This is a genomic window from Collinsella stercoris DSM 13279 (genome assembly GCF_020735465.1).
Classification (GTDB): Bacteria; Actinomycetota; Coriobacteriia; order Coriobacteriales; family Coriobacteriaceae; genus Collinsella; species Collinsella stercoris.
On sequence record NZ_CP085935.1, the window covers coordinates 850766 to 874998 of the forward strand.

Here is a 24233-nt window from a genome sequence, read left to right on the forward strand (position 1 = left end):
CGGACGTACGGGCCGGGTGCTTTATTTCTCTACCGGCTTCCACGCGGAAACGTTCTGCTCGTACTGGACCACATCGACGGCCTTGCCGTCGACTTTCTCGACCTCGCGCAGGGGGGCCAAGATCTCGTCCTGGTGGTCAGCGGGCCGCTCGTCCTCCCCCAGGGCGAGGTTGATGTCCCACGAGCGGCACAGGACGTCCACGCGGTTGTACGTCCACGTCGCGAGCTGCCGCATGTGCTCGACGTCCTGCGCATAGGCGGTGTCGTCCGACAGGACGAGCGCGTCGATGTCGTCGAGCACGCCCGTAAGGGAGTCCCTCAGATCATATGCGCCCCGCGACGCCTCGCGCCGCTGCGCCGCGTCCTTGACGAGGTACTGGCCGTTGTAGGTTTCGACCACGGGGCCGATCTGGTCTTGCAGCTCCACGATGCGCGCGTAGATGGCGCTCAGGCGCTGGTACGCCTCGGCCTCGGAAAGCGTCGAGTCGTTCACCTGGGCGGAATCGGCGGACTCGTCATCCTCGACATCCGCGGGCGCATCCTCGGCATCGGCGTCGTCCTCGGGAACCTGCCGGCTGGGGAACATGTCGCTCGCCGCGCTCTCGAATGACGCGTAGAAGCCGGGCATCACGCCGAGGGGGTCGGTGCCGACAAACCATGCGCCGCCCGCGACGAGCGCGACGCACGCCGCCAGGGCGATCCAGCGTCCCCGACGGGGCTTGGCATAGGGGTCGGCGCCGTCAGCGGCGTCCTCGCCCTGCTGGGGAAGGGGGCGCCGGGAGCCCGAGCGGGAGGAACCCGAACGAGGGGCCACATCCACCGCGGAGCGAACCTCGTCGGAATCGATCACGCTCGTGGCGTCCCCGTCAAACGCGCCCAACACGGGGCCCGCGTCGCTCGTCGCCTCGGGAGCGGACACCGCACCGGCGATCATGTCCGACGTCAGGCGCGGGAAGCTCGCCGTCTTGCCTGCGGCGAGATCCAGGGCGGCGGAATTCTGGGAGAGGATGCCGGGCGCGGGCCTGCCGCACTTGGGGCAGGTGCGGTCCTCGGCGCTCAGGCGGGCGCCGCAGCCCTCGCAGAAGATGAACTCAGAGACGGAGTCGCATGCGGGGTCGTGCGCCGGCGAGACGCCGTCGGGGCCGGTAAGAGCGGCGCCGCACGAGGGGCAGTGCGTGGACTCATCGGGTGCGGTGGAGTTGCAGATGGGGCAGATCACTGGTCCTTCTTCCGGGTGGTCTTGGGCATCTTCACGCGGATGCCGCCATGTGCCTGCTCAACACGATACCGCTTTTTGCGGACATCCTCGCGCTTGCCGGCAGGCTCCACGCCAACCCGACGAGCGCCATCGGGCCGCGCCGTGCGATCTTCGGCGCCGAGCGCCCCCTCCTGGGCGTGCTCCTCCGCACGCGCCAGCTCGCGCGCGGTGGCGCGGCGCTCCATGCGTGTGCGCGCGGCCTCGATGGCCCGGCGCGCGGAGCTCCCTGTCGAGTCGACGCGCGAGCTCCGGGAGCGCCGCCCACCGCGGAGGCTCACGCGCACCCCGCGGCCAAAGCCCGTCGCCAGACGACCGGAGCGCGCGGAAGATAGTTCCATGGCGTCCGCCAGGCGATAGAAGATCGCGCACCCCGCAAGCGAGAACACCGCGGTGAGCAGGCTCGCCCATATGGTGGGGCGTGCGATGGAGAAGAACCCGGGAAACACGGTGACGCCCACGGCGAGGCCCGCGGCGACGAACGCGAAGAGCGCGCGCCGCAACGGCGTGAACGGCACCGAGATGCGCCAGATCAGGCACAGGCCCACGGCGCACGTGGTGATGAGGCACATGGTGGAGAGCAGCTCCTGCCCAAACCCGAACGCACCCGCCGCGAGGATGCACAGCAGCGAGGTGGCGAGCACGCCGACGGCGGCGGGCAGCGCCTTTTTGAGCACGTTGGCCAAGAAGGTCCCCCGCACCCGCGCGCGATTGGGCTCGAGCGCGAGCACGAAACTCGGAAAGCCGATGCAGAAGAAGTTGATGAGCGTCATGGTGATGGGCTGGAAGGGATAGGGCGGCGCCACGATGCATATGGCCGCGAGCCCCATGGAGAAGAGCGTCTTGGTGAGGAACAGCGCGGCGGAGCGCTGCAGGTTGTTGATCGAGCGCCGCCCCTCGGCGACGACCGCGGGCATGGCGGCGAAGTCGTTCTCGACGAGCACGATCTCGGCGACGTTGCGCGCGGCGTCCGAGCCCGCCGCCATGGCCACGGAGCAATCCGCCTCCTTGAGCGCGAGGACGTCGTTCACGCCGTCACCCGTCATGGCGACCGTGTGCCCGCGGCGCTGCAGGGCGACCACGAGCTCGCGCTTCTGCTGCGGGGTGACGCGGCCGAACACGTGATAGCGGTCGACGGCGGCATCGAGCTTGGCGGGGGTGTCGAGCGTCGTGGCGTCCACGAACGCCTCGGCGCCGGGAATGCCCACCACGCGGGCGATGGAGGACACGGTGCGCGGGTCGTCACCCGAGATGACGTTGAGCGTCACGCCCTGCTCGCGAAAGTACCCGATGGTCTCGGCGGCGGAGGGGCGGATCTCGTCGCGGATCGTCACGAAGCCGATTGGACGCGCGTCGCCCACCATGTCGCCCTCATCCGTGAACCCGTCGACGCGGGCGACCACGAGCACGCGGCAGCTCGACGCCAGGCGGTTGACGCTCGACTCGAAGAGCTGGAAGTCCTCGCGGCCCAGCACGAACTGGGCGGCCCCCATCACGTAGGAGGCCTCACCGTCCGCGCACGCGAGCACCGCGCCGCTCCACTTCTTTGCCGACGAGAACGCGATCGCGCGGACGGCGGAGGGGACGTGCGGGGCGTCCGCGAAATGGTGCAGCAAGGCGGTGCACGTCTCGTTGGCGTCGGCGGACGTCGCGCGGGCGATGCCCGACAGCGCGCGGTCGAGTTCCTCGGCGTCCTCGCGGCGATAGGAAATCGCCCCCGCCCGGTCTTCATCCGCGCCGCTACGGGCGACCGAGCCGTCGCGAAGGGCGACGTAGGTTCCCTCGACCTCCATATGACCAGAGGTGATGGTCCCCGTCTTGTCCAGGCACAGCACGTCGACGCGCGCAAGCGTCTCGATGCAGTAGAGCTGCTGCGCCAGCACCTTGCGGCGTGCCAGGCGGATGGTGGCGATGGCGAGCACGGACGACGTCAGGAGCACGAGGCCCTGGGGGATCATGCCCAGCAGGGCGCCGACGGTGGAGAGGATCGCCGAGGAGAGCGCGGCCCGCGCCTCCCCGGATGCGATCCAGGACACCACCGTGGCGGAGGAGTCCGGGGCAAGGTCGCACCAGGCCGTAAACGACGTGCGCGCGCTCGCGATGAAGAGCGCGAGCCCCAAGGGCACCATGAGCACGCTCGCGAACCGCACGATGGCGTTCAGCGCGTTCATGATCTCGGAGTTGACCTTCTTGACGTATTTGGCCTCGTTGTTGATGCGCGCGACGTAGTTGTCGGCGCCGACGTGGATCACGCGCGCGACCACGAGGCCCGCGTCGATGAAGCTGCCGCTCATGAGCTCATCGCCGGGCCGCTTGTGGATGGGGTTGCTCTCTCCGGTCAACAGGCTCTCGTTGACGTGGCACTCGCCCTCGAGCACGACGGCGTCCGCCGGGATCTGGTCCCCGCGCCCCAGGCGAATCGCGTCACCGAGCACGATCTGGTCGAGGTCCAGCTCCACGAGTGCGCCGTCGCGGAGGGCGACCGCCTTTTTCGAGGCGAGCAGCGTCAGCTTGTCGACCATGCGCTTGGAGCGCATGGCCTGGATGATCCCGATTGCCGTGTTGAGGAACACGATGCCCAAAAACGTGAGGTTCTTCCACGCGCCCGTGATGATGACGAGCACCGCAAGGACGACGTTGATGAGGTTGAACAGGGTGCACACGTTCTCGATGACGAGCTCGCGCACCGACTTGGTCTTGAGCTCCGTGTTGACGTTCACCTTGCCCGCAGCGATGCGCTCCTCGACCTCCGCAAACGAAAGGCCCCGCTCGTCAAAGGGGTTGTCGACATTCGTGCTGTCCATGCGACTCCCATCACAACGCCCGACCGAGACCGGTCGGAGGCACCGTAAAAGAAAGGTCACGAGCGACGAGCGCCCGCGACCCCAAGACCCGAACCCATACGCGGGTTCGAGGAGCATTAGAATGGTGCGCCATATAGGGTTCGAACCTACGACCTTCTGCTCCGGAGGCAGACGCTCTGATCCACTGAGCTAATGGCGCGCGACGGCAAGCATTATACCCAAGGGCGCCGCATCGCGCCGAGTGAATTTGAATCTTTCAGATTCGTGAGGCGCGCCGCTTGATGAATCGGGCGCACCACTTGATTTCCAGCCCGGGCGAAACGCACGCAAGGCCCGGCGGATATGCTCAGCGGCACATGTCGAGTCGAGCGTGGCGTGACGGTGGACGTGGGCGGAATCCGCCCCAGATGCGATATTTGTCGCGCTTGTTACCTTTGTTCGCGCAAGGCGGCCCACCGCGGCCGGTGGGGTACACTCCTACATTAAGAAAAAGAGCATGACGAGTCGCGAGCCGGGACCCTTCCGGCACGAGCATCGGAAAGGACCGGCACATGATCGCCATCTTGCGTAAAAACGCCTCGGACGAGGCCGTCTCCAGTATCGTCTCGTGGATCGAGGGCAAGGGCCTCACCGCCCATGTGAGCCGCGGCTCCAACGAGACGGTCATCGGCCTTGTGGGCGACACCACCAAGATCGACCCGTTCCTGCTCGAATCGATGGACGTCGTCCAGCGCGTCCAGCGCGTCTCCGAGCCCTTCAAGAAGGCCAACCGCAAATTCCACCCCGCCGACACCGTGATCGACTTCGGCGGCGGCGTCAAGATCGGCGGCGGCGCGTTTCAGGTCATAGCGGGTCCCTGCTCGGTCGAGGGCGACAACCTCATCAAGATCGCCCGCCGCTGCAAGTCGGCCGGCGCGACCATGCTGCGCGGCGGCGCCTACAAGCCCCGCACCTCCCCGTACGCCTACCAGGGCATGGGCGAGCGCGGCCTCGACCTGCTGCTCGAGGCGAAAGCCGAGACCGGCATGCCCATCGTCACCGAGGTCATGGACGTCCGCGACGTTGAGCTCTTCGTGGACCGCGGCATCGACGTCATGCAGATCGGCGCCCGCAACGCCCAGAACTTCAACCTCCTCAAGGAGGTCGGCAAGACGAGCACGCCCGTCCTGCTCAAGCGCGGCATCGCCGGGACCATCGACGAGCTGCTCATGGCCGCCGAGTACATCATGAGCGAGGGAAACGACAACGTCATGCTCTGCGAGCGCGGCATCCGCACGTTCGAGACGCGCACGCGCAACACCTTCGACCTCAACGCGGTGCCCGCGCTCCACTACCTCACCCACCTGCCCGTGGTCGCCGATCCGAGCCACGCGACCGGCTACACCCGCTACGTCGAGCCCATGGCGCTCGCCGCGTGCGCCGCCGGGGCCGACGCGCTCGAGATCGAGGTGCACGACAACCCCGCCGAGGCATGGTCCGATGGCGCGCAGGCCCTCACGCCCGACCAGTTCGATCGCACCATGGAGCGCATCCGCGCCATCCGCTCGGTCGTCGCCGACATGGCGCGCGAGGAGGCGTAAGGGCAGATGGACGAGCAGATGCGACCGGCTGAGTGCTCGCGTCCCGGCGTCGAGGCGCAACGCGTCGCCGCCGAGCCCGCGAAGGGATCCTCCCCCGCCGTGGGTATCGTCGGCCTGGGGCTGATCGGCGGCAGCTTCGCGCGCGCCTACGCCGCGGCGGGCTGGCGCGTGCGCGCATGGGACACCGATGCCGACACCCTGGCGATCGCCCGCATCGATGTCCTCGACGGGCTGCTGCGCTCAGCCGAGGACCTCGCGCAGTGCGACCTGGTCGTGCTCGCCGCGTACCCCGAGGCCTGCCTGCAATGGCTCCGCGGCCATGCCGAGATCCTCGGCCGGCTCGCCCGCGAGGGTAAGGCGCCCATCGTCATCGACGCCGCCGGCGTCAAGGGGCGAGTGTGCACAGAGGCGTTCGACCTCGCCGCCGAGCACGGCTTCTCCTTCTGCGGCGCCCATCCCATGGCGGGAACCGAGTTCTCGGGCTTCGCGCACGCGCACGCCGACCTGTTCCGCGGGGCGCCCATGGTGCTCACCCCGCCCCCAACGAGCGACATCGAGCGGCTCGACCTGCTCGACCGCATCCACGAATTCCTCGAGCCCTGCGGATTCGGCTCGTATTCCGTCACCACCCCGCAGGCCCACGACCGCGTGATTGCCTTTACGAGCCAGCTCGCGCACGTGGTGAGCAACGCCTACGTCAAGAGCCCCACCGCGCGGGAGCACCACGGCTTCTCGGCCGGCAGCTACCGTGACCTCACGCGCGTGGCCCACCTCAACCCGCACATGTGGTCCGAGCTCATGATGGACGACGCCGACGCCCTCGGCTTCGAGATCGAGACGCTCATCGACAACCTCGCGGCCGTTCGCCAGGCGCTTGCCAGCGGCGATCGAGACGGGCTCGAGCGGCTGCTCGACGAGGGCGATCGCATCAAGCGCGCACTCGACGACGCACCGCGCCGTGCATGACGCTTCGCACGGCGACACCGTTCATCCCCTGAGCCCGGCGCTCGCCCCATGCGCAGGCGCCGGGCCGCACCCATCCACGAAACGAAAGGCGCAGGACATGACAGCTTCCGCCTACACGCTCGACATCCAAACAGCGCAGCCCTATCAGGTGCACATCGGGACCTTCCTGCTCGAGCAGGTGGGCCAAATCGCGCGCTCCGTCGCCGAGCGCGCGCGGCGGGCCCTCGTCGTGACCGACTCGAACGTGGGCCCGCTCTACGCCGCCCCCGTGCTCGACGGTCTCAACGGGGCCGGATGCACGGCCAGTCTCGTCACGTTCGAGGCGGGTGAGGAGCACAAGCGCATCGAGACGCTCTCACTCATCCTGGAGCGCGCCGCGCTTGACCACCTCACGCGCGACGACGTCATCATCGCGCTCGGCGGGGGCGTCGTGGGCGACGTGGCGGGCTTCGCAGCCGCCACGTACATGCGCGGCATCGCCAACGTGCAGGTCCCCACCACGCTCCTCGCCATGGTCGACTCCTCGGTGGGCGGCAAGACCGCCATCGACCTTGAGAACGGCAAGAACCTCGCCGGCGCCTTTTGGCAGCCGCGCGCCGTCATCGCCGACGTCGGCTGCCTGGGCACGCTCAGCGACGAGCAGTTCGCCGACGGCTGCGGCGAGGTCGTCAAGCACGCGATCATCGCCGATGCGGAGCTCTTCGAGGAGCTCGAGCGCACCCCGCTCACGCCGGACCTGCTCAAACGCGACCTCTCCCGCGTCGCCTGGCTCATCGCGCGCAACATCGACATCAAGCGCGCGGTGGTGGAGCAAGACGAGCGCGAGGCCGGCCTGCGCAAGCTGCTCAACTTCGGCCACAGCATCGGCCACGGCATCGAGGCCGCCGAGGGGTACCGCCTGGGGCACGGCGCCTGCGTGGGCATCGGGATGGTCGCAATCGCCAGCGCCAGCGTGACCGCCGGGCTCTGCCCCGAGGACGTCCCCGAGCGCGTCGCCCGCCTCCTCACGGCGCACGGCCTCTCGCTCGCCTTCGAGGCGGACCCCGGGGAGGTGTATCGCGAGGCGCTTCACGACAAAAAGCGCTCCGGCGACACCATCGACCTCGTGGTGCCGCGCGGCATCGGCGCCGCGGCGCTCGCCCCGACGCCGATCGAGGAGTTCCGCCGCATCCTCGAGGTCGGGCTCGCCTGCACCCGCGCCCTCGCCGAAGAGGCCTGCCAAACCGCCCCGGCGCCCGCGACGGACCCTGACGCCGACCCGAATTCTCGCCCGTAAGGAGGACCGATGCTCGCCCGCATCAACCCCAAGCCGCTCTCCGGCACCGTACCGGCCATCGCATCCAAGTCGATGGCGCACCGCATCATCATCGCGGCGGCCCTCGCCAACGGCGTGACGCGCGTGGCGTGCGACACCACGTGCGCGGACATCGACGCCACCATCCGCTGCCTGACCGCCTTGGGCGCGCGCATCACGCTCATCGAGGGCGGCTACGAGATCCACCCCGCCCCCAAGAGCCTGGAGCACGGCCTGCTGCGCGCGCTCGCCGGGGCCACGCTCGACTGCGGCGAATCGGGCTCCACCCTGCGCTTCATGCTGCCCGTCGCCTGCGCCCTTGGGGCCGACGCGACGTTCGTGGGCGCCGCCCGCCTGGGCGAGCGCCCGATCGCCCCGCTCTCGGACGAGCTCATCGCCGCCGGCTGCACGCTCGAGGGCGTCGGGGGTTTCCCCTTGCGCGCGTCGGGCCGCATGCGCGCCGGTCGATTCGAGCTCCCCGGGAACGTGAGCTCCCAATACATCTCCGGCCTGCTGCTCGCCGCGCCCCTGCTCGACGGCGACACCGAGATCGCGGTCACGGGCACGCTCGAGAGCCGCCCCTACGTCGACCTCACCATCGACGTGCTCGCCTCCTTTGGCGTCACCGTCGACATCGAGGAGGGCGCCACGCCGGGGGGCCTCCCCCTCACCGTGTTCCGCGTGCCGCGACAGGGGTATCGCACGCCCGGCACCATCGCGGTCGAGGGCGATTGGTCCAACGCCGCCTTCTGGCTGTGCGCGGGAGCGCTCGGGCGCCACTCCGTGACCGTGCGCGGCGTGAGCCCCACCTCCATCCAAGGCGACCGCGCCATCAGCGCCGCCCTCATGCTCTTTGGGGCCAAGGGGCAGCGCAACGCACGTGCGGCCACCATCCGACCCGACAGGCTGCACGGCATCGAGCTCGACGCGCACGACATCCCCGACCTGGTTCCCGTGCTCTCCGCCGTCGCGGCATGCGCCGAGGGGACCACGCGCTTCACCGGCTGCGCGCGCCTGCGCATCAAGGAATCCGACCGGCTGGCCACCACGGCGGCCGAGCTCGCCAATCTGGGGGCATGCGTGCGCGTGGATGGCGACGGCCTTCTCATCGAGGGGCGCGAGCGCCTGAGCGGCGGGCGCGTGGAGAGCCACAACGACCACCGCATCGCCATGATGGGGGCCATCGCCGCCGTTCGCTGCGAGGGGCCCGTCGAAATCGCGGGCGCCGAGGCCGTGAACAAGAGCTACCCGGCGTTCTTCGACCATTACCGCCTGCTCGGCGGCGACGTCGAGCTCTTCGACGAGTAAGGGGGCACCATGGCATCCGTGTACGGCAACGCGCTGCGCCTCTCCATCTTCGGCCAGTCGCACTCCCCCGCCATCGGCTGCTCGATCGACGGGCTGCCCGCCGGCATCGCCGTCGACCTCGATTGCCTCCAGGCGCTCCTGGACCGGCGCGCCCCGGGCCGCAGCGCCACCTCGACCGCGCGGCGCGAAGCCGACGCCCCCGAGTTCATCGCCGGCATCACCGACGGCCACACGAACGGCGCCCCCGTCGCGGCGATCATCCGCAACGGCAACACGCGCAGCCGGGACTACGACGAGCTGCGGCGCAAGCCGCGGCCCGGTCATGCGGACTGGCCCGCGGACGTCAAGTACCGCGGCTACCAGGACGTCGCGGGCGGCGGGCACTTCTCCGGTCGCCTCACCGCGCCCCTGTGCGTCGCCGGCGGCATCGCCCTGCAGGCGCTCGAGGCCCGGGGCATCCGCATCGCCGCGCACATCTCGAGCCTGGGACCCGAGCCCATCTGCGACACGCCGCTCGACCCCATGAAGCCCAATCGGGTGCAACTCGACGCCGTTCTCGCAAACCCGCTGCCCTGCGTGAGCGCTTCCGCCGCGGCGCGCATGCGCGCCTGCATCTTGGACGCCAAAAACGACCTGGACAGCGTGGGCGGCATCGTCGAGTGCGTGGCCTACGGCGTTCCCGCGGGGCTCGGCGACCCCATGTTCGATGGCATCGAGAACCGCATAGCCAAGATCGCGTTCGGCATCCCCGCCGTCAAGGGCGTGGAGTTCGGCGCCGGCATGGCCGCCGCCCGCCTGCGCGGCAGCCAGAACAACGACCCCTACCGGATGGACGGCGACGCCGTCCGCCCCCAGACCAACCATGCCGGAGGGATCCTGGGCGGCATCACCACCGGGATGCCCGTCGTGTGGCGCATGGCCGTCAAGCCCACCCCCTCGATCGGACGGCGCCAGCAAAGCGTCGACCTCGAGGCGCGCAGCAATGCCGAGTTGGTGGTCCACGGCCGGCACGACCCCTGCATCGTCCCGCGCGCCGTTCCCGTGGCCGAGGCCGCCTGCGCCCTCGCCCTGCTCGACGCCCTCCTCGAAGACGCGTAAAGACGGCGACGCAACTTTTTACGCGCTCGCGCACCGACAAGGAGAACCTCATGGACCTCACGGACGTCCGCTCACAGATCGACGAGATCGACGCCCAGCTGCTTGATCTCTTTGGCCGTCGCATGGCACTCGCCCGCGACGTCGCGCAATCCAAGCTCGAGACGGGCAAGGCCGTCTTCGACCCCGCGCGCGAGCGCGAGAAGCTCGCCGACGTCGCCGCGAAGGCCCCGGACGGCCTGCAAGAGCAATCCGTGGCGCTCTTTTCCCTGCTCATAAGTATGAACAAGGCCGCACAGCTCCGCATGATCAACGCGGCGCGCAAAGACAGCCCCTCTCATCGGATGCGCGCCTCGTTCCTGCCGCTCGAGACCGCCTTCCCCGCCAGGGCGACCGTCTGCTGCCAGGGCGTCGAGGGCGCGTACAGCCAGATCGCCGCATGCAAGCTCTTCTCCATCCCGAGCATCACGTTCGCCCCCACCTTTGCGGGCGTGTTTCGCGCGGTGACGGAGGGTGCCTGCGAATTCGGCGTGCTGCCCATCGAGAACTCCACCGCCGGCTCCGTGAACGCCGTGTACGACCTGCTCGGCTCCCACGGATGCTCGATCGTCCGCGCGGTGCGCCTCAAGATCGACCATAACCTGCTCGCCAAGCCGGGCGCGACCCTCGCCGACATCCGAGAAGTCGTCTCCCATAGCCAGGCCCTCAACCAATGCGCCGCGTACCTCGAGCGACTCGGGGTGCGCACCACCGTGTGCGAAAACACGGCGCGCGCCGCCGAGCTCGTCTCGACATCGGGCCGGACGGACCTCGCCGCGCTCTCCTCGCGCGCCTGCGCCGACCTCTACGGGCTTTCGGTGATCGAGCGCGCGGTGCAGGACTCGGACGCCAACTACACGCGGTTCGCGGTCATCTCCCGCGAACCCGCCATCTACCCAGGCGCCGATCACTCATCGATCCAGCTCACGCTCAAAAGCGAGCCCGGCGCGCTGTATCGCGTGCTCGAGCGCATCTACGCCCTCAACATCGACCTCGTCAAGCTCGAGAGCCGACCCGTGCCGGGCAGCGACTTCGAGTTCACGTTCTACTTCGACCTCGCGTGCCCTGCGGTGAGCCCCGCTTTCGCCACGCTGCTGGACTCGCTCGACGACGTGTGCTCTGAGATGCGCTACTTTGGGAGCTACACCGAGGTCCTCTAGCCTCACCGCCTTATCGGGGTCAGCGCGCAACAGCAATGGCGGCTTCCGCACATCCCGCACGCGCTCTCCCTTACACACAGCCCTCCTCATACATGACGGCGGGCGCAGAAGATTCACCCCCACCCTCACATACCACCCCAAGCAGCATGGATCAGCCCATGTTGCCCGCAAGAAAGGTCACGAACATGGAACAAGCCCCGCGCCCCTACGGAGTCCTCGGCCGCGTGCTGGGGCACAGCTACACCCCCACCATCTACCGCGAGCTCGCCGGACTCGACTACCGCAAATTCGAGCGCGAGCCGGAAGACCTCGAAGCATTCGTGCGTTCAGATGAATGGGAGGGCTTCAACGTCACCATCCCCTATAAGCGCGACCTCGTCCCCTACATGGACGAGCTTTCAGAGGTGGCGCGGCGCATGGGCAACATCAACACCGTCACGCGCCTCGCCGACGGGCGACTGCGCGGCGACAACACTGACTACTACGGCTGCAAGGTGCTCGTCGAGTCGCTCGGGATCGATCTTGCGGGTAAGAAAGCCGTGGTGTTCGGCGGTTCGGGAGGTGCGGGATCCACGGCGATGATGGTGCTCGCGGACCTCGGCATGCGCCCCGTGTCCATCGACCGCAGCGGCGAGAACACGTATGAGAACCTTGAGCGCCATGCCGACGCCGCCCTTGCGCTCAATTGCACTCCCGTGGGCATGTTCCCCGCGTGCCCCGCCGCCCCCTGCAGCCTCGAGAGCCTTCCCGCGCTCGAGGGGCTCATCGACATCGTGTACAACCCCGCTCGCACCGCGCTCATGATGGAAGCCGAGCGCCGCGATGTCCCGAACGCCGGCGGCCTGCTCATGCTCGTCGCCCAGGCAGCGCAGGCAGTCGAGCGCTACACCGGTGAGCACATCGACATGGCCCGCATCATGGATGTGACGGCGCGCCTCTCCGCCAGCGAGCAGAACGTCGCCCTCATCGGCATGCCCGGCTGCGGAAAAACCCGCGTGGGCGAGCAACTCGCAAAACTGCTCGACAGGACGCACGTCGACATCGACCGCGCCTTTGGAGAGGAGGTCGGCATGAGCTGCGCGGAGTTCATCGAGACGCAGGGCGAGGAGGCCTTCCGTGTGCGCGAGACGGAGGTGCTCGGACGCATCGCCGCGCAATCCGGCTTGGTCATCTCGTGCGGCGGCGGCGTGGTCACGCGTTCGGAGAACTACGCCCTGCTGCACCAGAACAGCATCATTGTCATGCTGGATCGACCCATCGACCAACTTTCCAAGAAAGGACGCCCCATCACCGCGCGCGATGGCATCGAGGCGCTCGCCGAGCGCAGGCTGCCCCTCTACCGCGCATGGGCGGACGTCGTTGTCCAGTCGCGCGAATGCGCCGCAAGCACCGCCGCGGTCGCGCGCGATGCGCTGCCGGCCATGCTGTAACGTCTCCGCAGGCCAGCCAAGGCGACTCCTCGATCTTGCGCATCGTGTCCCATACAGCATCCCGTCCGCCAGACTCACGCCGCCCGTAACTCCAACCCAAACGCTGCCGGCACGCCGCACACACCTCCAACCCAGGCGCCGCCATCACGCCGCACACAACTCCAGCGCAAGCGCCGCCATCGGGTGCGCTTGGCATGAACAGGCGGACGAACATGCCACTTGAGAGTCTTATTGTTGAGAAGACGCTCTCACCGACGTTTCCGACAAGATGGCGTTCTTCAAAAGCGCACGAGCATCAAGCTCGTTTCACCGTGCTGCGAGGGATATGCATCAGAAAGAACGAACTCGAAAGAGGGAGAACACCATGAAAGCACTCGTCATCAACGGACCCAACCTCAATATGCTGGGGATTCGCGAGCCGGGAATCTACGGCACGGAAACCTACGAGACGCTCGTCCAGATCTGCCAGGATGCTGCCGGCGACCTGGGCTTTGACGGCGTCGAGGTCTTTCAATCCAACCATGAGGGCGCGATCGTCGACCGCATCCAAGAGGCGTACGGCTCCGTGGACGGCATCGTGATCAACCCGGCCGCGTACACGCACACGAGCGTCGCCATCCTCGATGCCCTCAAGGCCGTGTCACTTCCCGCTGTCGAGGTTCACATCTCCGCCGTGGAGGACCGCGAGGACTTTAGGCAGATATCGTACGCCGGTATGGCCTGCTTTGCCCGCGTCACAGGCGAAGGACTGCAGGGCTATGCACATGCCCTCAAGCTCCTTGCGGAGAAGCTCGCGAAATAAATCAAGGAAGCCCGCCTGTCATTTCTGCATGAAGATATGAACGAATTGAGGATATGAACGATGCGATTTTTGCCTCTCACTTTGTGACGACGTTTGCCCAGCTAGAACCCCCGGCACAAATGGAGAATATGAATGATTCGTTCATATCCTCCATCCATGCCAGAAAAACCGTTCATATCTTCAAGTCGTTCACATCTTCCATTTGTGCCAAAAAATCGTTCACTTCCTCAACGCGTTCATATCCTTGGCCCGTGCCAAGCAAACCATTCATATCTTCCATCCATGCCGAACATAACGTTGACGCCAACAAAATCACTCTAAGCCTCTGTGCACCACAAAAATGGGGCTTATAGGACAAAAGCGTGTATCCGGCACGCTCCTCATCCCAATCCATGCGATACGGCTCCGAAGCACAAGCATCGAAGCCCATTTGGCCATCAGCCTCAGGGACCTTTGACCGCAAGAACAAGGTAATGAGGGCACAGAAAATCACGCCGCGCCCAGATGCCAAGGCGGCAAAACAGTCGCCTCTCTCGCTAACCTACAAAAGAAACCCCGGGCATCGAGCCCTGGGGTTTCCTTTTAACTACTTAGTTGTAGCGCAGCACGCAAAGTAACGGTTACTCCGCCTCGTGGTGGCGGCGCGGGGCGCGACCAGCACCGCCGTTGTCGCCGGGGTGACGCGGACGGTCGCCGCGCTCACGGCGCGCAGGGCGGTCGAAACCGCGCGCACCGGTGTCACGGGCACCGCGACCCGGACGGTCACCACGCTCGCGACGCTCACCGCCACGACCCTCGCCCGAACCGGAGCCAGCCGGGGCCTCGGGCTTGTCAAGGCGATCGAGGGAGATCTTGCCACGGTCGTCGATCTCGATAACCGTGACCTTGACCTCATCGCCCACGTTGAGGACGTCCTCGACCTTCTCCACGCGACCCTGGGCAACGCGGGAGATGTGCAGCAGGCCGTCCTTGCCGGGCAGCAGGTTCACGAACGCGCCGAAGGGTTGGATGGAAACCACGCGACCGGTGTACTCCTCGCCCACCTCGGGCACCTTGACGATGAGCTCGATGCGCTCGATGGCGGCGGCGACGGAATCGCCCACGCCACCGACGTACACGGTGCCATCCTCGTGGATGTCGATGGAGGCGCCGGTCTCGTCCTGGATGCCGCGGATGGTCTCGCCGCCCTTGCCGATGACGTCGCGGATGTTCTCCGTCGGGATGGTGATGCTCTGGATCTTGGGCGCGGTAGCGCGGGTGTCCTCGCGCGGGCCGGGGACGACCTCGAGCATCTTGTCGAGAATGAACGCACGGCCCTCCTTGGCCTGCTCAAGGGCAGTGCGCAGGATGTCGAACGTCAGGCCGGTGGCCTTGTTGTCCATCTGCAGGGCGGTGATACCGCGCTCGGTACCGGTGACCTTGAAGTCCATGTCGCCCAGGAAGTCCTCGAGGCCCTGGATGTCGGACAGGACCACGGTCTTGCCCTCCTCCTGGATGAGGCCCATGGCGATGCCGGACACGGGGCGCTTGATGGGCACGCCGCCGTCCATGAGCGCCAGGCAGCTGCCGCAGGTGGACGCCATGGACGAGGAGCCGTTGGACTCCATGACCTCGGAGACCACGCGGATGGCGTAGGGGAACTCGTTCTCGTCGGGCAGCACGGGAATCAGCGCGCGCTCGGCGAGGTTGCCATGGCCGATCTCACGGCGCTTGGGGCTACCCATGCGACCGGTCTCACCCGTGCAGTAGGGCGGGAAGTTGTAGTGGTGCATGTAGCGCTTGCCCTCGACGGGCTCGATGGTGTCCAGGCGCTGGCCCTCGTTGAGCATGCCGAGCGAGAGCACGGAGAGCACCTGGGTCTGACCGCGCTGGAACAGGCCGGAGCCGTGAACCAGGGGCAGGTAGTCGCCCTTGACCATGATAGGGCGGATCTCGTTGGCGGCACGTCCGTCGACGCGCTCGCCGGTCTCGACGACCATGCGGCGCATGGCGGTCTTCTCGAGCTTCTTGAGGTTCACCGGGATCTCGCGCTCCCACGCGGCCTGCTCCTCCTCGGTGAACTCGGCCTTGATGGCCTCCTTGAGCTCGGCGACCTTGTCCTGGCGAGCGAGCTTGTCGGCGTCGCGCAGGGCGGCGGCCATCTCGTCGTAGTGGGCGAAGATGCGGTCGTGGACCTCCTCGTTCGGCTCATCGAGCGGGTACTCGCGCTTGACGATCGCGCCGTTGACCTGCTCCCACTCGGCCACGAACTCGAGCTGGGCATCGCAGAAGGCGCCGATGGCCTCCTGGCCGAACTGCATGGCGGCGAGCATGTCCTCCTCGGAGACCTCCTCGGCACCGGCCTCCACCATGGAGATGAAGTCTCGGGTGCCCGCGAGCTCGAGGTCGAGATCGGAGGCGTCGCGCTCCTCATAGGTGGGGTTGACGATGAACTCGCCGGTCTCCTTGTCGCGGCCGATGCGCACGCAGGCGAGCGGGCCCTCGAACGGCACGCCGCCGAGCGTCATGGCAAGGGATGCGCCCATCACGCAGATCACGTCGACGGGGTTCTTCTGGTCGGCCACGAGGGAGGTGGCGACGACCTGGACCTCGTTGCGGAAGCCGTCGGGGAAGGACGGGCGGATCGGACGGTCGATCATGCGGGCGGTGAGGGTGGCCTTCTCGGAAGGACGGCCCTCGCGCTTGAGGTAGCCTCCCGGGATGCGGCCGGCGGCGTACATCTTCTCGTTGAAGTCGACGGTCAGCGGGAAGAAGTCGTAGTTCTTGCGCTCCTTGGAGACGACGACCGTGGTGAGCACGGTGGAGTCGCCCTGCTTGACGAGCGCGGCACCCGTGGCCTGCTTGGCAAGCTCGCCGGCCTCGAGCACGTAGGTCTTGCCGAACAGGTCAAAGGTCTTGCTTACGAGTGTCATTTCTTACTCCTATCCCCACGCGCCCCTTGCGCGCGGGCTTCTCAGGGTCGGCGGGACCCTCCCGCCGATCGGCTGCGGGGCGCTCGCGCGGCGCGGCCGCCCCGTGTGGAGACGCATGTCGATGTGCGTGTTAGGTGGATGAGGGAAGCGTAGTCCCAACCGAGGTGCTTGGCAGGCACCTCATCCAACCCAGCGCAAAAACCGATGCGCTCCGGGTTCGAGGCACCTGCCTCTCCCCCACATGAAAAAGGGGCGTCCCAGAAGGACGCCCCACCATGCGCGATTTACTGGATGTTGTCGCGGATGCCGAGCTCCTTGATGAGCTCACGGTACTCGTTGATGTCGTTCTTCTTGATGTAGGAGAGGAGACGACGACGCTTACCGACGAGCATGAGCAGACCGCGGCGGGTGTGGAAGTCCTTCTGGTGGGACTTCATGTGCTCGGTGAGCTCCTTGATGCGCTCGGACAGGATGGCCACCTGGACCTTGGAGTTACCGGTGTCCTGGGCGTTCTTGCCGAACTTGGCGGTGAGCTCCGCCTTGCGCTCCTTGGAAATCGTCATGATTTCACCTTTCTTGTTACGGCCGCGGGGATGCGCTCCCCCATGGCCTCGATTCGCCCCCAACTGGGAAGCCGCCGGTGCAGCGCGCATCCAAGACGAGGGTACCAACGGGCATGAATACTACCACAAGCCCCGTACCTGCGCGGGAACTGCATAACTTTGCGCGCGGAGACCGTCGCGCGACGGTCTCCGCTCGAGCGGTGGCGCGTCGATCACAGGGCGACGTCGAGCGATATCTCGGGCACATGCGCGAGCTCGGCGAGCGTCACGCCGTCAACATAGGCCTCGATCGTCTCCTCGAGGCCGGTCCAGAACTTCACGGTCGAGCACAAGTCGCTCCTTCCGCACGTGCCCTCCAGCCCCTCGCACGCGACCGTCGAGCGCTCGCCCTCGGCGGCGCGCAGGATATCGCCGGCACGGATGTCCTGCGCGGGAACGGCCAGCACGTATCCGCCGCCCTTGCCGCGCACGCTCCGGAGCAACCCCGCGTTCATGAGGGGGCGCACGAGCTGCTCAAGGTACTTGAGCGAGATCTGCTCGCGCTCGGCCACCTCTCGCAGGGAGACCGCGGGCGCTGCCTTGGCCCCGGCAGCCGGGTCCCCGCCGATGGCGGCGATGTAGATCATGAGTTTGAGCGCATAGCGGCCCTTGGACGAGATGAGCATGGGAAGACCCCCTTGCGAACATGGGATATGAAGCGCGCGAGGCGAGCGAGAACGTCGGAATATATACGCGAAAATCGGCTATCATCGTATCGTTAATCCGAGTGAACTTCTAGAGTTTAGCGCGGATCGCCCCGAGCGCACGCGCTTCTTGCGCATGGCGCGCGGGCCGCGCCCCCTCGAAAGGACTTGATATGAGCGCTACGCCTTTGCTCGCCATCGAGCGCCTCACCGCCTCGGTGGACGAGAAGACCATCCTGCACGGCATCGACCTCTCCGTCGCCGCGGGCGAGACCCACGTCCTCATGGGCCCCAACGGCGCCGGCAAGTCAACCATGGGCCACGTGATCATGGGCGACCCCGTCTACACCGTCAACCAGGGCACCATCACCTTCGATGGTGCCGACATCACCGACCTCTCCACCGACAAGCGCTCGCACGCCGGCCTCTTCCTCTCCTTCCAGGCCCCGGTCGAGATCCCGGGCGTGCCGCTGTCCAGCTTCCTGCGCGCACAGATCGCCGGGCGTCCCGGCCTGGAGATGAAGGGCAAGGAGTTCCGCCGCCGCGTCAAGGAGCTCGCCGCGGAGCTCGACATGGACACCGCCTACCTCAACCGCGAGCTCGGCGTGGGCTTTTCGGGCGGCGAGAAGAAGAAGGTCGAGATGCTGCAGCTCCTGCTGCTCCAGCCCAAACTCGCCATCCTCGACGAGACCGACTCCGGCCTGGACGTCGACGCCCTCGGCGTGGTCTCGCGCGGCATGGACGCCTACCGCCGCTCCACCGACGGCTCGCTCGTCATCATCACCCACAACACGCGCATCCTCGAGCACCTCGAGGTCGACCGCGTGCACGTCATGGTGAACGGCCGCATCGTGCGCGAGGACGATGCCTCGCTCATCCCGTGGATCGACGCGAACGGCTTCGACTCCTTCGAGCGCGAGGCCGCCCAGGCCGCGGCGGCCGACGAGGCCGATCGACCCGCAGCCTCCTCGATTCCGGTGAACCTCGGAGCGGGCATGTCGCAGTCCCTGCGATCCGTCCTGGATGCCGAGGGCCCCACCTGCGACGCGAAGAACGCGCAGTAGGGGGCGCGCCATGGCAAAGAACCGCACCGAGGTCGCGGACATCGACCGCAGCCTCTATGACTTCTCCTACGGCGAGGAGGGCTTCGAGCGCCTCGACGCCGGCCTCACGCCTGAGATCGTACGCGAGATCTCCGAGCGCAAGAACGAGCCCGCCTGGATGCTCGAGCGTCGCTTGAAGTCGCTCGAAATCTACCACAAGACCCCCAACCCCACCTGGGGCCCGGGCATCGACGGGCTAGACATGGACCACATCGTCACCTACGTCAAGCCCAACACGTCGCAGAAAAACGACTGGGACTCCGTCCCGGACGACATCAAGAACACCTTCGAGCGCCTGGGCATCCCCGAGGCGGAGCGCAGCTACCTCGCCGGCGTGGGCGCGCAGTACGACTCCGAGCTGGTCTACCACAACATGCAGGACACCGCCGCCAAGATGGGCATCGTGTACTCCGGCATCGAGGAGGCCCTGCAGGTCCCCGAGTGGGAGGCCCTGATCCACGAGAAGTTCATGACGCTCATCCCGCCCACCGACCATAAGTTCGCGGCCCTGCACGGCGCCGTGTGGTCCGGCGGCTCCTTCGTCTACGTGCCCAAGGGCGTCAAGCTCGACTTCCCCCTGCAGAGCTACTTCCGCCTGAACGCCGCGGGCGCCGGCCAGTTCGAGCACACGCTCATCATCGTCGAGGACGACGCCGACCTGCACTTCATCGAGGGCTGCTCCGCACCCAAGTACAACGTGGCGAACCTGCACGCGGGCGCCGTGGAGCTCTTTGTGGGCAAGCGCGCGCACCTGCGCTATTCGACCATCGAGAACTGGTCGAAGAACATGTACAACCTCAACACCAAGCGCGCCCGCTGCGAGGAGGAGGGCGAGATCGAGTGGATCTCGGGCTCCTTCGGCAGCCACGTGGGCTATCTCTACCCCATGAGCGTGCTCTCCGGCTGCAAGAGCCGCTCGAGCTTCACCGGCATCACGTTCGCGGGCGCCGGCCAGAACCTCGACACCGGCTGCAAGGTCGTGCTCGGCGCGCCCGACACCACCGCGACCGTGGAGACCAAGTCCATCTCCAAGGGCGGCGGCATCTCGACCTTCCGCAGCTCCATCGTGGCCACCCCGGCCGCCGAGGGCTCTGCGGCGTCCGTCTCCTGCCAGTCGCTCATGCTCGACGACATCTCGCGCTCCGACACCATCCCGGCCATGGACATCCGCGCCAAGAACGTCGACATCGGCCACGAGGCCACCATCGGCCGCATCGGAGACGACAAGATCTTCTACCTCATGAGCCGCGGCATCTCCGAGGAGGAGGCGCGCACCATGATCGTGAACGGCTTTGCGAACCCCGTGTCCAAGGAGCTGCCGCTCGAGTACGCCGTCGAGATGAACAACCTGATCAAGCTCGAGATGGAAGGGGCAATCGGATAATGAAGATGGATGCCATGACCATTAAGAAGGCCTCCGCGATGCCCGCCCCCACCTGGAGCTGGCTCAAGATGAACAGCGTCGACATCGAGGTCCCCGATGGACTCGAGCGCCGCTGCCGTGTCGAGATCGAGGCGGCCGAGTCGCTCACCGACAACATGAAGAGCTTTGAGGGCGCGCTCGCCGAGCTGCAGGCCCGCTTGGATGAGGCCCGTGCCGCGCAAGGTGCCGCCGCCGATTCCCGCGCGGTCGTCCGCGCCGCGCGGGGCGTCGACCAGGGCGCCGCGGACCTCGACACCCCCGCGCTCTCCGCCTCCGAGCGCACGGCGGTGCTCTCCGAGGTCGCCGGAGACGCCCAGCGCGACTTCGAGACCGGCGTGGGCATCAACGCCCGCTCCTACCTGAACTTCCTCGCGGGCGGCTCCGTCGTGCTCGCCACCGAGAAGGGTGCCGTCGAGGAGGCGAGCATCCGCGTGACGGCGCAGGCAGGCGAGGCGTCCGGCGCGAGCGTCGACGTGGTGGCCGCCCCCGACTCCGCGCTCACGCTCACCGTCTCCCTGGATTCCGATGCGAGCGAGCCTGCGTTCACGGGTTCGACGCTGCGCGTTTTCGCCGGCGCCCGCTCCCGCGTGGACGTCACGGTCTACGTGACGGGCTCCGACGCCGTGACGGCCGTCGAGGACTCCGGCTTCGTGCTGGACGAGGGCGCCCGCGTGAACGTGCGCCACGTGGTGCTCGGCGGCCGCTTTGCCGCCACCGGCCTGGCGGCCGACCTGCGCGGCGACCGCTCGCGCATCGACATCGACACGAGCTACCTGGCCGGCGGCTCCAGCCAACGCGACTTCAACTACGTGATTCGCCATCGCGGCAAGAAGACCGTCTCCAACATGGACGCCAACGGCGTGCTCACCGGCACCACCAAGAAATGCCTGCGCGGCACCATCGACCTCATCCATGGCGCCAAGGGCGCCGAGGGCAACGAGCGCGAGACGGTGCTGCTGGCCTCGCGCGGGGTCGACAACAAGACCATCCCCACCATCCTGTGCGACGAGGACGACGTCGCGGGCAACCACGGCGCGACCATCGGCCACGTCCGCCCCGAGCAGCTCTTCTACGCCGCATGCCGCGGCCTGTCGCAGGAGCAGACCGAGGCGCTGTTCCTCTCCGCCAAGCTCGAGGAGGCGGCGCTCACGGCCCCGACCGACGAGATCCGCGCCCATGTGATCCGTCTGGGCAACCAGATCATCCCTGATTTTGAGGAGGAGATCGCGTGATCGACACCGAGAACGTGACTTGCGATACCTGCACGGCTCCCTCCGAGTTCGTGTTCGACGCGTCCGACGAGCAGAGCCGCGGCTGGCCTCGCCTGGACATCGGCCTGAACCCCTTCAAGGGCGACTTCCCCCTGCTGTCTGAGCGCGACGACCTCGCGTTCCTCGACAGCGGCGCCACCGCCCAGCGCCCCGCATGTGTGCTCGAGGCTCAAAAGCGCTTCTACGAGACCATGAACGCCAACCCGCTGCGCGGCCTGTACTCCCTTTCCGTCGAGGCGACCGAGGCGATCGCCAAGGTCCGCGCCCAGATCGCCGAGCTACTCGGAGCCGTGGACGAGCGTGGTCGCGCCCGCTCCAAGGAGGTCGTGTTCTGCCGCAACACGAGCGAGGCCCTGAACCTCGTGGCCAAGGGCTTTGCCCCTCATGTCCTGAGCGAGGGCGATGAGGTCGCCATCACCGTGATGGAGCACCACTCGAACCTGATCCCCTGGCAGCAGGCCTGCCGTGCCGCGGGCGCCAAGCTCGTGTACCTGTACCCCACGCGCACGGGCCGCATCACCGACGAGGAGATCGCCGCCAAGATCGGCCCCAAGACCAAGATCGTCGCGGCGGCGCACGTGTCCAACGTCCTGGGCGTCGAGAACCCCATCGCCAAGCTGTCCGCCGCCGCGCATGCGAACGGCGCGTACATGGTGGTCGACGCCGCGCAGTCCGTGCCGCACATGGCCGTCGACGTCGATGAGCTCGGGGCGGACTTCCTCGCGTTCTCCGCGCACAAGGCGCTCGGCCCCATGGGCGTGGGCGTGCTGTGGGGGCACGCCGAGCTGCTCGACCGCACCGACCCCGTCCTCACGGGCGGCGAGATGATCGACGCCGTGAGCGAGCAGGATGCCACGTGGGCACCCGTCCCCGAGAAGTTCGAGGCGGGCACGCAGGACGCGGCCGGCATCTACGCCACCGGCGTCGCCCTCGACTACCTGGTCAACAAGGTGGGGTACAAGACCATCCAGGCGCGCGAGGCCGCGCTCGTCCACTATGCCATGAGCCGCATGGTCGAGATCCCCTTCGTGGACATCATCGGCTCCATCTACTGGGACCAGCACCACGGCGCCATCAGCTTCAACGTGCGCGGCATCCACCCGCACGACGTCGCGAGCATCATGGACATGGACGGGGTGTGCATCCGCGCCGGACACCACTGCGCGCAGCCGCTGCTCACGTGGCTCGGCGTCGAGAACCTCGCCTGCTGCCGCATGAGTCTGGCGTTCTACAACGACCAGAACGACATCGACCAGTTCATCGAGGCGCTCTATCGCGTGTGGCACACGTTCCACCCCGTGGGGGCGTAGCGCTCGAGCAGGACAGCCGCCGCAGTCGCCGCGACCGTCGGGTACGCGCCTGAGGCGCAATCCCCACCCGCGGCGATCTCGCGCACGCGAACGGCGCGTACCGGAAAGGAAACCACCATGGGCAACCTCTACAGCTCCGCGAGCTTCATGGAACACAGCTCCCACCCCGACTACAAGTACGAGATGGACGCACCCACCCACACGCACGACGGCATCAACCCCAGCTGCGGCGATGAGCTCACGCTCACGCTGCGCGTCGAGGACAACGTGATCGAGGAGGCCGCGTTCACCGGCCACGGCTGCGCCATCAGCCAGGCATCCGCCGACATCATGGCCGACCTCATCACCGGCGAGACCGTCGAGGAGGCCCGCCGCCTGAGCGGGCTCTTCCTTGCGATGATCCGCGGCGAGGAGCTCTCCGAGGAGGATTATGAGGACCTCGACGAGGCCGCGCAGCTGCGCGACATCTCGCACATGCCCGCGCGCGTCAAGTGCGCCGAGCTCGCCTGGCGCACGCTCGACGGCATGCTCGGCGCCTAGCCCCCGCCTCAGATTCGTGCCCGTCCCTACATTGAGGTGGAAGACGCCGTGAGTTATTTTGCCGAACGATGGCCGGAGTGGCTCGCGCTCGTGGGCGAGCACCTGTGGATCAGCGGCCTTGCCCTGGGGGCCGCGCTTCTCATCGCCGCGCCGCTCGGCATCCTGTGCAGCGCTCGCCCTTGGGCGGAGCGCCTGGCGACGGGCCTCACGGGCGTCCTGCGCGTCATCCCCAGCCTCGCGGTCCTCATCATCTGCGTACCGATTCTGGGCGTCGGCGACCTGCCGGCCGTCATCGCCCTCACCGTGCTCGCCATACCCCCGATCCTCATCAACACCTGCGTGGCGTTTCGCTCCGTCCCGCCGGCGATCATCGAGGCGGCGCGCGGCATGGGCATGAGCAGAACCCAGCTCTTCTTCTCCATCAAGGCGCCCTTGGCGTTCCCCCTCGCCTTCTCGGGCGTTCGGACCGCCGCCACGGAGGTCATCGCCTCCGCCTCGCTTGCCGCCTACATCGGCGCGGGTGGCCTGGGCGTGCTCATCTACACCGGCCTGGGCGCGCTCAGGACCGACCTGCTGTGGATCGGCGGCCTATCCGTCGCCGCCCTCTCCCTCATCGTCAACCGAGCGCTCGCCGCAGTCGATCGCCGCGTTCGCCGTTACGAGCGCGCGGCGGTTGCGACACGCCGCTGAACCCCT

Annotated in this window: 20 protein-coding genes and 1 tRNA gene; 14 read left to right on the forward strand and 7 right to left on the reverse strand. The window is 67.5% G+C overall.

Features of this window, described 5'->3' with window-relative positions; genetic code table 11:
* Positions 1–21 precede the first annotated feature (21 nt).
* The 3 genes from LK434_RS03680 to LK434_RS03690 form a co-directional block, all read right to left on the reverse strand.
* Positions 22–1218 carry a zinc ribbon domain-containing protein gene (locus LK434_RS03680; RefSeq protein WP_006721155.1) on the reverse strand — a complete coding sequence of 399 codons (1197 nt, stop codon included), beginning with the start codon at positions 1216–1218 and terminating at the stop codon, positions 22–24.
* Positions 1215–4058, reverse strand: a complete 2844-nt coding sequence (locus tag LK434_RS03685) for an HAD-IC family P-type ATPase (RefSeq protein ID WP_227917835.1) — start codon at positions 4056–4058, stop codon at positions 1215–1217. The genes LK434_RS03680 and LK434_RS03685 overlap by 4 nt, the downstream gene beginning before the upstream one ends.
* A gap of 122 nt (positions 4059–4180) precedes the next feature.
* Positions 4181–4257 (reverse strand) — tRNA-Arg (locus tag LK434_RS03690).
* Positions 4258–4609: 352 nt separating this feature from the next.
* Here LK434_RS03690 and aroF point away from each other — a divergent pair.
* The 8 genes from aroF to aroQ all read left to right on the forward strand — a co-directional run bounded on the left by aroF (position 4610) and on the right by aroQ (position 13732).
* Complete coding sequence (gene aroF, locus LK434_RS03695) at positions 4610–5638, forward strand: 3-deoxy-7-phosphoheptulonate synthase (protein WP_006721151.1); 1029 nt, start codon at positions 4610–4612, stop codon at positions 5636–5638.
* A gap of 6 nt (positions 5639–5644) precedes the next feature.
* Positions 5645–6604 (forward strand): prephenate dehydrogenase, encoded by a 960-nt coding sequence (locus LK434_RS03700; RefSeq protein ID WP_227917836.1) that lies wholly within the window; start codon positions 5645–5647, stop codon positions 6602–6604.
* A 97-nt stretch (positions 6605–6701) separates the two neighbouring features.
* Positions 6702–7880: a 3-dehydroquinate synthase gene (aroB, locus tag LK434_RS03705; protein ID WP_006721148.1), complete on the forward strand. Its 1179-nt coding sequence runs from the start codon at positions 6702–6704 to the stop codon at positions 7878–7880.
* A 9-nt stretch (positions 7881–7889) separates the two neighbouring features.
* A complete protein-coding gene (gene aroA, locus LK434_RS03710) occupies positions 7890–9206 on the forward strand; it encodes a 3-phosphoshikimate 1-carboxyvinyltransferase (RefSeq protein WP_227917837.1) in 1317 nt (438 codons plus the stop codon).
* 9 nt (positions 9207–9215) lie between these two features.
* A complete protein-coding gene (gene aroC, locus LK434_RS03715; protein ID WP_006721145.1) occupies positions 9216–10304 on the forward strand; it encodes a chorismate synthase in 1089 nt (362 codons plus the stop codon).
* A 50-nt stretch (positions 10305–10354) separates the two neighbouring features.
* Entirely contained in the window at positions 10355–11500 is a 1146-nt protein-coding gene (locus LK434_RS03720; protein WP_006721144.1) for a bifunctional chorismate mutase/prephenate dehydratase, read from the forward strand.
* A 158-nt stretch (positions 11501–11658) separates the two neighbouring features.
* Positions 11659–12930 carry a shikimate kinase gene (locus tag LK434_RS03725; RefSeq protein ID WP_227917838.1) on the forward strand — a complete coding sequence of 424 codons (1272 nt, stop codon included), beginning with the start codon at positions 11659–11661 and terminating at the stop codon, positions 12928–12930.
* Positions 12931–13294: 364 nt separating this feature from the next.
* On the forward strand, positions 13295–13732 hold the full coding sequence (gene aroQ / locus LK434_RS03730) for a type II 3-dehydroquinate dehydratase (RefSeq protein WP_040361218.1): 438 nt from the start codon (positions 13295–13297) through the stop codon (positions 13730–13732).
* A 172-nt stretch (positions 13733–13904) separates the two neighbouring features.
* Here aroQ and LK434_RS03735 read toward each other — a convergent pair whose 3' ends face one another.
* From LK434_RS03735 to LK434_RS03750, 4 genes are all read right to left on the reverse strand, one after another.
* Positions 13905–14126 (reverse strand): hypothetical protein, encoded by a 222-nt coding sequence (locus LK434_RS03735; RefSeq protein WP_148334570.1) that lies wholly within the window; start codon positions 14124–14126, stop codon positions 13905–13907.
* Between the two features lie 226 nt (positions 14127–14352).
* Positions 14353–16644 carry a polyribonucleotide nucleotidyltransferase gene (locus LK434_RS03740; protein ID WP_227917839.1) on the reverse strand — a complete coding sequence of 764 codons (2292 nt, stop codon included), beginning with the start codon at positions 16642–16644 and terminating at the stop codon, positions 14353–14355.
* Positions 16645–16928: 284 nt separating this feature from the next.
* Positions 16929–17207: a 30S ribosomal protein S15 gene (gene rpsO / locus LK434_RS03745; protein ID WP_006721138.1), complete on the reverse strand. Its 279-nt coding sequence runs from the start codon at positions 17205–17207 to the stop codon at positions 16929–16931.
* 212 nt (positions 17208–17419) lie between these two features.
* On the reverse strand, positions 17420–17872 hold the full coding sequence (locus LK434_RS03750) for an RrF2 family transcriptional regulator (protein WP_006721136.1): 453 nt from the start codon (positions 17870–17872) through the stop codon (positions 17420–17422).
* 191 nt (positions 17873–18063) lie between these two features.
* Here LK434_RS03750 and sufC point away from each other — a divergent pair, with 191 nt between their 5' ends.
* From sufC to LK434_RS03780, 6 genes are all read left to right on the forward strand, one after another.
* On the forward strand, positions 18064–18954 hold the full coding sequence (sufC, locus tag LK434_RS03755; protein ID WP_006721135.1) for a Fe-S cluster assembly ATPase SufC: 891 nt from the start codon (positions 18064–18066) through the stop codon (positions 18952–18954).
* Positions 18955–18964: 10 nt separating this feature from the next.
* The gene (gene sufB / locus LK434_RS03760) at positions 18965–20377 is read left to right on the forward strand and encodes a Fe-S cluster assembly protein SufB (protein ID WP_006721134.1); all 1413 of its coding nucleotides are present in this window, start codon (positions 18965–18967) and stop codon (positions 20375–20377) included.
* 14 nt (positions 20378–20391) lie between these two features.
* The gene (locus tag LK434_RS03765) at positions 20392–21648 is read left to right on the forward strand and encodes a SufB/SufD family protein (RefSeq protein ID WP_227917840.1); all 1257 of its coding nucleotides are present in this window, start codon (positions 20392–20394) and stop codon (positions 21646–21648) included.
* A complete protein-coding gene (locus LK434_RS03770) occupies positions 21645–22997 on the forward strand; it encodes an aminotransferase class V-fold PLP-dependent enzyme (protein ID WP_006721132.1) in 1353 nt (450 codons plus the stop codon). Before LK434_RS03765 ends, LK434_RS03770 begins: the two co-directional genes overlap by 4 nt.
* 117 nt (positions 22998–23114) lie before the next feature.
* On the forward strand, positions 23115–23537 hold the full coding sequence (sufU, locus tag LK434_RS03775; RefSeq protein ID WP_006721131.1) for a Fe-S cluster assembly sulfur transfer protein SufU: 423 nt from the start codon (positions 23115–23117) through the stop codon (positions 23535–23537).
* 48 nt (positions 23538–23585) lie between these two features.
* Positions 23586–24227, forward strand: a complete 642-nt coding sequence (locus LK434_RS03780; protein ID WP_227917841.1) for an ABC transporter permease — start codon at positions 23586–23588, stop codon at positions 24225–24227.
* The last annotated feature ends 6 nt before the right edge of the window (positions 24228–24233 follow it).

Bases quoted from the DNA above. Each gene is read 5' to 3' on its own strand.
- LK434_RS03685 (WP_227917835.1), bottom strand. From the start codon at position 4,058: ATGGACAGCACGAATGTCGACAACCCCTTTGACGAGCGGGGCCTTTCG.
- aroF (WP_006721151.1), top strand. From the start codon at position 4,610: ATGATCGCCATCTTGCGTAAAAACGCCTCGGACGAGGCCGTCTCCAGT.
- LK434_RS03700 (WP_227917836.1), top strand. From the start codon at position 5,645: ATGGACGAGCAGATGCGACCGGCTGAGTGCTCGCGTCCCGGCGTCGAG.
- aroB (WP_006721148.1), top strand. From the start codon at position 6,702: ATGACAGCTTCCGCCTACACGCTCGACATCCAAACAGCGCAGCCCTAT.
- aroA (WP_227917837.1), top strand. From the start codon at position 7,890: ATGCTCGCCCGCATCAACCCCAAGCCGCTCTCCGGCACCGTACCGGCC.
- aroC (WP_006721145.1), top strand. From the start codon at position 9,216: ATGGCATCCGTGTACGGCAACGCGCTGCGCCTCTCCATCTTCGGCCAG.
- LK434_RS03720 (WP_006721144.1), top strand. From the start codon at position 10,355: ATGGACCTCACGGACGTCCGCTCACAGATCGACGAGATCGACGCCCAG.
- LK434_RS03725 (WP_227917838.1), top strand. From the start codon at position 11,659: ATGTTGCCCGCAAGAAAGGTCACGAACATGGAACAAGCCCCGCGCCCC.
- aroQ (WP_040361218.1), top strand. From the start codon at position 13,295: ATGAAAGCACTCGTCATCAACGGACCCAACCTCAATATGCTGGGGATT.
- LK434_RS03735 (WP_148334570.1), bottom strand. From the start codon at position 14,126: ATGGATTGGGATGAGGAGCGTGCCGGATACACGCTTTTGTCCTATAAG.
- LK434_RS03740 (WP_227917839.1), bottom strand. From the start codon at position 16,644: ATGACACTCGTAAGCAAGACCTTTGACCTGTTCGGCAAGACCTACGTG.
- rpsO (WP_006721138.1), bottom strand. From the start codon at position 17,207: ATGACGATTTCCAAGGAGCGCAAGGCGGAGCTCACCGCCAAGTTCGGC.
- LK434_RS03750 (WP_006721136.1), bottom strand. From the start codon at position 17,872: ATGCTCATCTCGTCCAAGGGCCGCTATGCGCTCAAACTCATGATCTAC.
- sufC (WP_006721135.1), top strand. From the start codon at position 18,064: ATGAGCGCTACGCCTTTGCTCGCCATCGAGCGCCTCACCGCCTCGGTG.
- sufB (WP_006721134.1), top strand. From the start codon at position 18,965: ATGGCAAAGAACCGCACCGAGGTCGCGGACATCGACCGCAGCCTCTAT.
- LK434_RS03765 (WP_227917840.1), top strand. From the start codon at position 20,392: ATGACCATTAAGAAGGCCTCCGCGATGCCCGCCCCCACCTGGAGCTGG.
- sufU (WP_006721131.1), top strand. From the start codon at position 23,115: ATGGGCAACCTCTACAGCTCCGCGAGCTTCATGGAACACAGCTCCCAC.